The organism is Pseudomonas sp. GZD-209, from assembly GCF_049310485.1.
Classification (GTDB): domain Bacteria; phylum Pseudomonadota; class Gammaproteobacteria; order Pseudomonadales; family Pseudomonadaceae; genus Aquipseudomonas; species Aquipseudomonas sichuanensis.
In genome coordinates, this window is the sequence record NZ_JBMOWQ010000276.1 from 1 (window position 1) to 9060 (window position 9060).

Annotated in this window: 7 protein-coding genes and 1 pseudogene; 2 read left to right on the forward strand and 6 right to left on the reverse strand. The window is 65.8% G+C overall.

Features of this window, described 5'->3' with window-relative positions:
- Window positions 1-71: 71 nt before the first annotated feature.
- From ACO6VM_RS26370 to ACO6VM_RS26390, 5 genes and pseudogenes are all read right to left on the reverse strand, one after another.
- Window positions 72-785, reverse strand: coding sequence for a methyl-accepting chemotaxis protein (locus ACO6VM_RS26370; RefSeq protein ID WP_371923702.1), 714 nt, complete (start codon window positions 783-785; stop codon window positions 72-74).
- Between the two features lie 144 nt (window positions 786-929).
- Window positions 930-2051: pseudogene (locus tag ACO6VM_RS26375) on the reverse strand (HAMP domain-containing protein); the annotation flags it as partial.
- Window positions 2052-2215: 164 nt separating this feature from the next.
- Window positions 2216-3046: a regulatory signaling modulator protein AmpE gene (ampE, locus tag ACO6VM_RS26380; protein ID WP_422404033.1), complete on the reverse strand. Its 831-nt coding sequence runs from the start codon at window positions 3044-3046 to the stop codon at window positions 2216-2218.
- Window positions 3043-3609: a 1,6-anhydro-N-acetylmuramyl-L-alanine amidase AmpD gene (ampD, locus tag ACO6VM_RS26385; RefSeq protein ID WP_125465491.1), complete on the reverse strand. Its 567-nt coding sequence runs from the start codon at window positions 3607-3609 to the stop codon at window positions 3043-3045. Before ampD ends, ampE begins: the two co-directional genes overlap by 4 nt.
- A gap of 77 nt (window positions 3610-3686) precedes the next feature.
- Window positions 3687-5795, reverse strand: a complete 2109-nt coding sequence (locus ACO6VM_RS26390; RefSeq protein ID WP_422404034.1) for a DUF1631 domain-containing protein — start codon at window positions 5793-5795, stop codon at window positions 3687-3689.
- Window positions 5796-6038: 243 nt separating this feature from the next.
- On the opposite strand from ACO6VM_RS26390, the gene nadC reads away from it, so the two are divergent.
- Window positions 6039-6887 (forward strand): carboxylating nicotinate-nucleotide diphosphorylase, encoded by an 849-nt coding sequence (nadC, locus tag ACO6VM_RS26395; protein WP_401060260.1) that lies wholly within the window; start codon window positions 6039-6041, stop codon window positions 6885-6887.
- A gap of 131 nt (window positions 6888-7018) precedes the next feature.
- Here nadC and trxB read toward each other — a convergent pair whose 3' ends face one another.
- A complete protein-coding gene (gene trxB, locus ACO6VM_RS26400) occupies window positions 7019-7975 on the reverse strand; it encodes a thioredoxin-disulfide reductase (protein ID WP_125465494.1) in 957 nt (318 codons plus the stop codon).
- A gap of 327 nt (window positions 7976-8302) precedes the next feature.
- Here trxB and cysZ point away from each other — a divergent pair, with 327 nt between their 5' ends.
- Window positions 8303-9031: a sulfate transporter CysZ gene (gene cysZ, locus ACO6VM_RS26405; protein ID WP_401060262.1), complete on the forward strand. Its 729-nt coding sequence runs from the start codon at window positions 8303-8305 to the stop codon at window positions 9029-9031.
- Window positions 9032-9060: the final 29 nt, after the last annotated feature.

A 9060-nucleotide genomic window follows, 5' to 3' on the forward strand; every position in this document is an offset into this window, starting at 1 on the left:
GAAAAGCCGTCCCCCAGGGGAGAGATTTGGGGACGCTTTCTTGCGGGCGATGAGGCCGGTACAGGCAGTCACTAAACCCTGAACGCCCCGATAAGTCGCTTCAACTCCACCACCTGCACCGACAACGCCCGGCTGGCATCCTCGGTCTGGCAGGCGCCTTCGGTAGTGTCCTGGGCGGCCCGGTTGATCGCCACGATGTTCTGGTCGATGTCGTGAGCCACGGCGGTCTGCTGCTCCACCGCTGCAGCGATCTGCTGGTTCTGCTCGACGATGCCGCTGACCGCGCCAAGGATGTTGCCCAGCGCCTGCTGCACCTGGCGCGCCTCGTCCACCGTGCCGGCGGCCATCTGGTGGCTGCTGCCCATCACCCGCACCGCCGCACCGACCCCCTCGCGCAGGCGCTCGATCATCTGGGCGATCTCCTCGGTGGAGTCCTGGGTGCGCCTGGCCAGTGTGCGCACTTCATCGGCCACCACCGCAAAGCCACGGCCCTGCTCGCCGGCCCGGGCGGCTTCGATGGCGGCGTTGAGGGCCAGCAGGTTGGTCTGCTCGGCAATGCTGCGGATCACCTCCAGTACCCGGCCGATGGCCTGGCTGTCGGCGGCCAGCTGGTTGACCGCCACCACGCTCTGGTCGATCTCCCCCGCCAGGCGGGCGATGCTGCCCTGCTGGCTTTCGACCAGGTCGCGGCCCGAGGCGCTTTCGTGGTTGACCCGTTGTGCGCCCTCGGCCGCCAGCGCCGCGCTGCGCGCCACTTCCAGCGCGGTGGCGGTCATCTGGTTCATGGCCGTGGCCACCTGCTCGATCTGCTCGCGCTGGCCGCCAACCGCCTGGTTGCTGCGCGCCGACACCGACAACACCTGGCCGGCCTGCTCCTCGACCGTGGCCACCGTATGGCCGACCTGTTCGATCAACCCGCGAATGCGCCGCACGGTCTCGCTGAAGCCACGGCCCAGCTCGCCCAGTTCGTCCTGGCTGCTGGCCTGGAAACTCACCGTCATGTCGCCGGCGGCCACTTTGTCCATGGCGCTGCCGAGCTTGCCCAGGGTTTCGCGGGTGGACACGTAAAAGCCGCTGTAGAGGTAGATGATCAGCACGAACACCGTGGCCAGCGCGGCGACCAGGGCGACCATGCGCACGCGGTGCTGGGCGAGGCGGTCTTCCAGTTGCCCGTGCAAATGAGCCAGCACTGCGTCGTTGAGGCGGTAGGTCTGGGCCATCAGCTCGCTGGTCTGCTGGTAGAAACCGGCCCAGGGCGCGTCCAGGGTCTCGGCCACAACCACCTGGTCCTCGAACAGGCTGGCGGCCTGCTTGACCGTGGCCTGGCTGGCCTGGGCACTGGCCGCCAACGCTGCCCTGGCGCGATTGTCGGCAGCCAGGGCGTCGTCAAGGCGAATGGCGTAGTCGGCAGAGAGGCGCTCCAGGCGTTGCAGCAGGTCTTCGAAACGGGCGCTGCCGGCGGAGTCCATGAAGCCGCGGCCCAAGGCCACCGAGCCCATCGCCCGCCCTTCGCCAAGGGCCTGGGTGACCTGCGCCGTGGCACTGCCGATCAGCTCGCCGAGCTGGCGCACCGAGGCCTGGCTGTCCTGGTTGAGGCCCGACTGGCTGGCAACCAGCTTGCCCAGCACCTGGGCCTGGGCGAGCAGTTTTTCGAACAGCGCGGCCTTGTTCTGCAACGAGGTTTCGCCACGGGCGCGGGTGAAGGCGTCGGCCAGCTCGGCGCGCTTGGCTTCGAGGGCCGGGTCGCTGCCCTTGAGCGCCTCGAGCCGGGCCTGGACCTTGTCCTGCAAGCTGGCGATACGGCCTTCCACATCACCGGCCTGGCCCGACTGGCCGAGCACGGCGTTGATCTGCAGCAGGTTGCCGAGGGTTTCCAGGTCGCCACGCAACGCCAGGCTCTCGCCCAGCGGGGCCAGGCCCTGCAGTTCGACGCGGGTGGCGTGGAACTGGTTATAGGCGTCACGTACCAGATAGAAGCTGGTGACCAGCATGGGCAGGAAGAACAGGACGCTGATCAGGCTGAACTTCATGCCGAAGCTCAGCCGATTCATCAGCGCGATGGCCGGATAGAGCAGACGCTTCACAGGTCACCTCCTTGAATTCTTGTTGTTCTGCGGGGTAGCACTTGGCCATCGAGGGCCAAACACTTTGTATAACGCAGAATGAATTCAAGGTTTGTAACTTAAGGTTAAGCGACCCGCGCTCAACCCTTGCGTCAGACCAGCACCGTCCACAGGGCGAAACAGGCATACCACAGCACCGCGCTGCGCAGCAGCAGCTCCCACAGGCTGTCCAGCCGCTCCAGCCCGCGCTGGCGGTCTTCTTCCTCGGGGATGTCGTCGGCCACCCGGCCGACCTTGGCCACCAGATGGGCGGCGCTGATATGCCAGTCGAGCAGTTCGTGCAGCATCACCCGGGTGACTGCGACGAAGTTGCCGACCAGGGCAAAGCTCACCGCCAGCACCCGAACCGGCAGCCAGTCCAGCGCATGGCGCAGTTGCTCGGCGAGGGTCTTGAGCGCCGGCTGGCGGCTGTGTTCACCTGTCAGCGCCAGCAACCGGTAGGCCAGCGCCGCCGCCGGGCCGAGCAGGAAGTACCAGAAGATCACCGCGAAGAAACTCTGGTAGGCCTGCCACAGCAGGTGCCCCTGGGCCCGCTTGATCAGGCTCATGGCATCGTCGGCGGCCAGCCCCAGGTCGCGCTCGGCCACGTGCAATGCGGCCTGGTCGTCGCCACGGCGCCAGGCGTCGCGGAACGGCCCAAGGGCGGCTTTGACGTCACCACGGCCGAGGCTGTAGATCAGCACCAGCAGATGCACCGGCAGCGCCAGCAGGCCATAGGCTACCGGCTCCAGCACATGCAGCAGCAGGACCAGCAGCGCCACCGGGGCGAGGATCAGGATGGCCAAGGTCCACCAGGGGTGAACCTTGCCGCTGCGCTCCAGGCGCACCAGTTCGCCAAGGTAGAAACCGTCGCGCTGCAACCGTTGGCGCAGCGACGAAAACTTCTCGAACCACAGCGCCAGCACCAACACCAGAAAGCTCATGCCTTGTCCTCATTGCGTTGCACAGCGTCGCGGTAGCGCGGCCAGTCGAAGGCCGGGCCAGGGTCGGTCTTGCGTTGCGGGGCGATATCGCTATGGCCGCAAATGCGCTGCAGGTCGATCACCGGCCAGGCTGCGCGAATCGCTTGGGTGAGTTGGCGCAGGGCGCTGTACTGGGCATCGGTGTAGGGCAGGTCGTCGGTGCCTTCCAGCTCGATACCGATGGAAAAGTCGTTGCAGCCTTCACGGTCCTCGAAGCGCGACACACCGGCGTGCCAGGCGCGGTCGAGCAGCGAGACGAACTGGGTCACCGCGCCGTCGCGCTCGACGAACAGGTGCGCCGACACGGTCAGGTGGCTGATGCTGGCGAAATAGGGGTGCTCGTTCGGGTCGAGGCGGTTCTGGAAGAACTGCTGGACCTTGCCCGTGCCGAAGCAGGCCGGTGGCAGGCTGATGTTGTGGATCACCAGCAGCGAGATGGCCTCGCCGTCTGGGCGGGCATTGCAGTTCGGTGAAGGGCAGTGGCTTACGCCGGTGAACCAGCCGGTCGCATGGTCCAATTGCATGGGGCAGATCCTGAATGACGCCGGGGGCAGGTGTTTAGTATGCCGCGCACGTGCAGCGCTTGCATGTAAATGATTGTTCAGCCAATGCCCTGCTCGGCACGCAGCCGCGCCAGCACGGCCTCCAGTGCGCGCTCGAACAACTGCCCGTCCTCGAGCGTGCGCACCTGGCCCAGGCACAGCGCCTGGGCCAGGCCCGCGTGGCTCCATTCGCGCACCTTCATGCCGGTACGGTTGGCGAACACCAGCCGGTCGCTGCCGTCGATGCGGGCCACCAGCTTGCAGCGCAGTGGCTCTTCGTCGTCCAGCACCTCGACCCAGGCGCCGATGCGCAAGTGCTCCACCAGGCGCTGCGCGGGCGCCTGTTCATCAATGTCCAGGCAAGGGCCATGGGGCGTTTGCTCGGCAGTGGCCAGGACGATATCGGCCTGTACGCACACCTCCTGCAACGCATCATCGGGCACCCACGGGCCGCCGCAGGCGCGCTGGTGCAGCTGCTCCAGGTGCTGGAAGAAATCACGGGTGGCCGCTGCGTCCAGCGCCACGCCAGCCAGCCCCTCGCGCAACGCTTTGAGCAGGCCGGGCAGCTGCTCCAGCAACTGCGCAGGTTCGCGCTGCGGAGCAATGCTGGCCAGCAACTGGTCGACCGTCGCCAGGCCAGCGCGCCAGGCCGCAGACGCCTCGCCCTGCTTCAGCCAGGCCAGCAGCAGCACCTGGCTCCAGGCCTGCTCCAGCATCTGCACCACCGCCTGCGGCAACACCCGGCCGCGCAGGCGCAGGTTGAGTGCCTGCTGTACCCGCAGGGTGGCCTGCAACGCCCGTGCGCGCCCTTCCTCGGCGTCGCGGGTGCGTTGCTCGAGCAGTTCGTTGCGCCGCCGTTCGTCCTGGCTGAAGGCGAGAAACTCGTCGAGCAGTTCGTCGAACAGCTGGCAGTCTTCGGCGAAGTCCTTGAGCAGCCGCTGGACGATGCGCTCAACGCGCCGGTGCAGGCCCTCGCCGTCGGCCTCCCAGCCGATGGCCACGGCGGCGATCTCGTTGAGCAGGCGGCGTGCCGGGTGGCTGGCGCGGCTGAACAGGCCTTTGTCGATCAGGGCAACCTTGAGCAGCGGGATATGCAGCCGACCGACCAGCGCGCGCACACTCGCTGGCAGGTTGTGGTCAGTGTCGATGAAGGTGAACAGCAGGCCGAACAGGTTGATCAGGTCTTCGTCGCTGGTGGCGATATAGCGGCGTGTGCCGCTGCGCACGCTGACCCGCAACACCAGCTGTTCGAGCTGCAGGCCCAGGTCGAAGTCGTCTGCCTCGTCGGGGCCCGGAACATAATGCTGCAGGTGGGTCAGAAGGCGCAGCAGATCGCCGGTGCTGATCGGCTGTGCGTCGGTGGCCGCCTGCAGGCGCGGCGCGATACGCCCGCGAACAGGGGCCAGCAGGGCTTGCAGGGAGGCGAAGAACGCCTGGCCGGCAAGGTCGACCCCGGCGTCCCTCTCCTGCGTGGGGCTGGCCGCCACCCTGCGGGGAATATTGCGCCGATCGTCGGCGCGACGGCGTGGCGCGGGCGCCAGGTCAGGCAGCACGCCTGCGGCGACGAGCAATTGGTTGGCCTCGCCATAGAGCAGGTCGAGGTCGCGTAATACATAGCGCTCGAACAGTTTGAGCAGGACCTGCTTGACCTCAGGCCCCACACCCAGGTTGCGCCCGGCCGTGAGGAAGTAGCCACACAGGCTGCCAGGCCCCAGCGGGTTGCAGGCCGGGTCCAGGCCCTGCTCGAGCAGGGCGGCGCAGCGCAGGTTCAGTTGCCGCAAGTCGAAACCGTCGCGCGACAGCACACGGTCGACCATCGCCTGCACCCCGGCGGAATGCGCCGGCGCTGGCATGGCATCGGCCTGACCGATCAGGGCGAAGGCTTGGTAGAAGGTGTCGAGGAAGCCGCGCTCAATGCTCTTGCGCTTGAGGCGCAAGTCACGCATGGCCTCGAAGTGCAGATTCTGATCAAGACGGTCGCGGGCTTTGTCGGCCATCTCGAACAGGGTGTCGTCGGCGTTGTCGAACAATGCCTGAAGGCCTTGGCGTAGCTGAAGGGCAGCCTTGTCGCGCACTTGCAGGAGCAACAACGGAAGGCAGGGTGAGGGCGTTTGCGCACCTCGGTCGGTGGCTGCCGCCAAGGGCACCACCTTGCCTTCTTCATGCATCCCGGACTCCTTGATGGATGTTGCGTAATCGACTGCGCAAAAATCGTCAAAGCTATGACGCCAAATACAAGGCGCCATTATCTGTGAAAATCATTACAGCTGCCAGCGTCGCTTTCGCACGACTCAACAGACCGTGCTTTACAGCAATCACTCACAGAGCCCGACCAACGGTCATCGTCCGCGCTGCTGTACACACCGCCCCCCTGCCCTATAATCGCCGCCATCTAGCTTGTGGAGCCGACCATGCCGAACCTACGCCTCGCCGACCTGACCGCCGAAATCGAAGCCAACGTGCGCCGCGCGCTGCTCGAAGACATCGGCAGCGGCGACATCACCGCCCAGCTGATCCCGGCCGAGCGCCTGGCCAAGGCGACCATCATCACCCGCGAAGATTGCGTGGTTGCCGGCACGGCCTGGGTGGATGCGGTGTTCCGCCAGCTCGACCCGCGGGTGGCAGTGCACTGGCAGGTGGCGGACGGCGAGCGGGCCAGCGCCAACCAGGTGCTGTTCCACCTCGAAGGCCCGGCACGCTCGCTGCTCAGCGGTGAGCGCTCGGCGCTGAACTTCTTGCAGATGCTCTCGGGCGTGGCCACCCGCGCACGCTTGCTCGCCGACCTGGTCGAGGGCACCCAGGTGCGCCTGCTCGACACCCGCAAGACCCTGCCGGGCCTGCGCCTGGCGCAGAAGTACGCGGTCACCTGCGGTGGCTGCGACAACCACCGCATCGGCCTGTACGACGCCTTCCTGATCAAGGAAAACCATATCGCTGCCAGTGGTGGCGTGGCCCAGGCCGTGGCGGCGGCGCACCGCATCGCCCCGGGCAAGCCGGTGGAAATCGAAGTGGAAAGCCTGGACGAGCTGCGCCAGGCACTGGCGGCCGGGGCCGATATCGTCATGCTCGACGAACTGACCCTGGATGAAATGCGCGAGGCGGTGCGCATCAACGCCGGCAAGGCCAAGCTCGAGGCCAGCGGTGGGGTCAACGAGGCCACCCTGCGGGTGATCGCCGAGACCGGTGTGGACTACATCTCCATTGGTGCCATGACCAAGGATGTGAAGGCGGTGGATCTGTCGATGCGCCTGAGCCTGTAAGGTTTTCCACAGGCACAAAAAAACCGGCCCTTGGAGGCCGGTTTTTTTTCATCGCGGGGCAAGCCCGCTCCCACGTAGCGTGGGAGCGGCGGTGCGCCGATGCGACTTGCCCCGCGATGGTTTGATCAGGACTAGGCGTTGGCCAGGCCGTCCAGGTAACGCTCTACGTCCAGTGCGGCCATGCAACCGGCGCCGGCCGAGGTGATGGCCTGGCGGTAGACGTGGTCGGCCACGTCGCCAGCGGCGAACACGCCTTCGACGTTGGTGGCGGTGGCGTTGCCTTCACGGCCGCCGTGTACCACCAGGTAGCCGTCCTTCAGGGTCAGCTGGCCTTCGAACAGCGAGGTGTTCGGGGTGTGACCAATGGCGATGAACACGCCGTCGACCTTGATCTCGTCAAAGCTGCCGTCGTTGTTCTTCAGGCGCGCACCGGTCACGCCCATGTTGTCGCCCAGCACTTCGTCCAGGGTGGCGTTGAGCTTGAGCTCGATCTTGCCTTCGGCCACGCGGGCGTGCAGCTTGTCGATCAGGATCTTCTCGGCGCGGAAAGTATCGCGGCGGTGCACCAGGGTGACCTTGCTGGCGATGTTGGCCAGGTACAGCGCCTCTTCCACGGCAGTGTTGCCACCACCGACCACGGCAACCGGCTTGTTGCGGTAGAAGAAACCGTCGCAGGTAGCGCAGGCCGAAACACCTTTGCCCATGAAGGTTTCTTCCGACGGCAGGCCCAGGTAGCGGGCGCTGGCACCGGTGGCGACGATCAGTGCGTCGCAGGTGTAGGTGCCGCTGTCGCCACGCAGGGTGAACGGCTTGTTGGCCAGGTCGACGGCATTGATGTGGTCGAAGACGATCTCGGTCTCGAAGCGCTCGGCGTGTTCCTGCATGCGCTGCATCAGGGCCGGGCCGGTCAGGCCGTGGGGGTCGCCCGGCCAGTTGTCGACTTCGGTGGTGGTGGTCAGCTGGCCGCCGGCCTGCATGCCGGTGATCAGCAGCGGCTTGAGGTTGGCGCGGGCGGCATACACCGCGGCGCTGTAACCGGCAGGGCCGGAACCCAGAATGATGACGCGCGAATGACGTACTTCAGACATGTCGAACTCCTGTCGAGCGGGCCGCAGCGGGCCGGCATCGGGATGCCGGCTGTGCCAGCTGGAATTAAAAGGGACCCACGCAGCACTTGGGGAAGTGCTACAACGCGTCGGTCCTAAAACGAAAAGTTGAGCGCACTGTAGCGAGGCCGCAGAGATTAAGGAAATATCCTTCGACAATCCACCTTATAGAGAGTCTCTATCCAACGGGAAAACCGATAGGGATTGTCCATACGCTTTGTTACAGACCGTTTCGCAGGCAGCTGGCGCCTTTCGTCGAAACGGCAAACTCGGTAAGGTCAGCGCGTTTTCCTTCTGCGGAGCGTTCCGATGCAAGCCCCCGTCCTTTCTGGCCCGCAATACTTGCGCGAAGGCCTGAAACTGATCCTCAGCCCGAGCCTGCGGCTGTTCGTGCTGCTGCCCCTGGCGGTCAACCTGCTGCTGTTCGGCGGGCTGATCTGGTTCGCCGGCCACGAGTTCAGCCTGTGGGTCGATGCGCTGATGCCCAGCCTGCCCGACTGGCTGAGCTTTCTTTCCTACATTCTCTGGCCGCTGTTCGTGGCCCTGGTGCTGTTGATGGTGTTCTTCACCTTCACCATGCTGGCCAACGTCATCGCCGCGCCGTTCAATGGCTTCCTCGCCGAGAAAGTCGAAGTGGTGGTGCGCGGCCAGGACAACTTCCCGGCGTTCAGTTGGGGCGAGCTGATCGCGATGGTGCCACGCACCTTCGGCCGTGAAATGCGCAAGCTCGGTTACTTCCTGCCGCGCGCCATCGGCCTGTTCATCCTGTCGTTCATCCCGGTGGTCAACGTGATCGCCGCGCCGCTGTGGCTGGTATTCGGCGTGTGGATGATGGCCATCCAGTACATCGACTACCCGGCGGACAACAACAAGATGAGCTGGCAGGACATGCTGGCCTGGCTGCGCCAGAAGCGCTGGCAGTCGCTGGGCTTTGGCGGCATCACCTACCTGGCGCTGATGATCCCTGGGGTCAACGTGGTGATGATGCCGGCGGCGGTGGCCGGGGCTACGTTGTTCTGGGTGCGCGAGCGCAACTGAACAAGCCATCGCGGGGCAAGCCCGCCCCC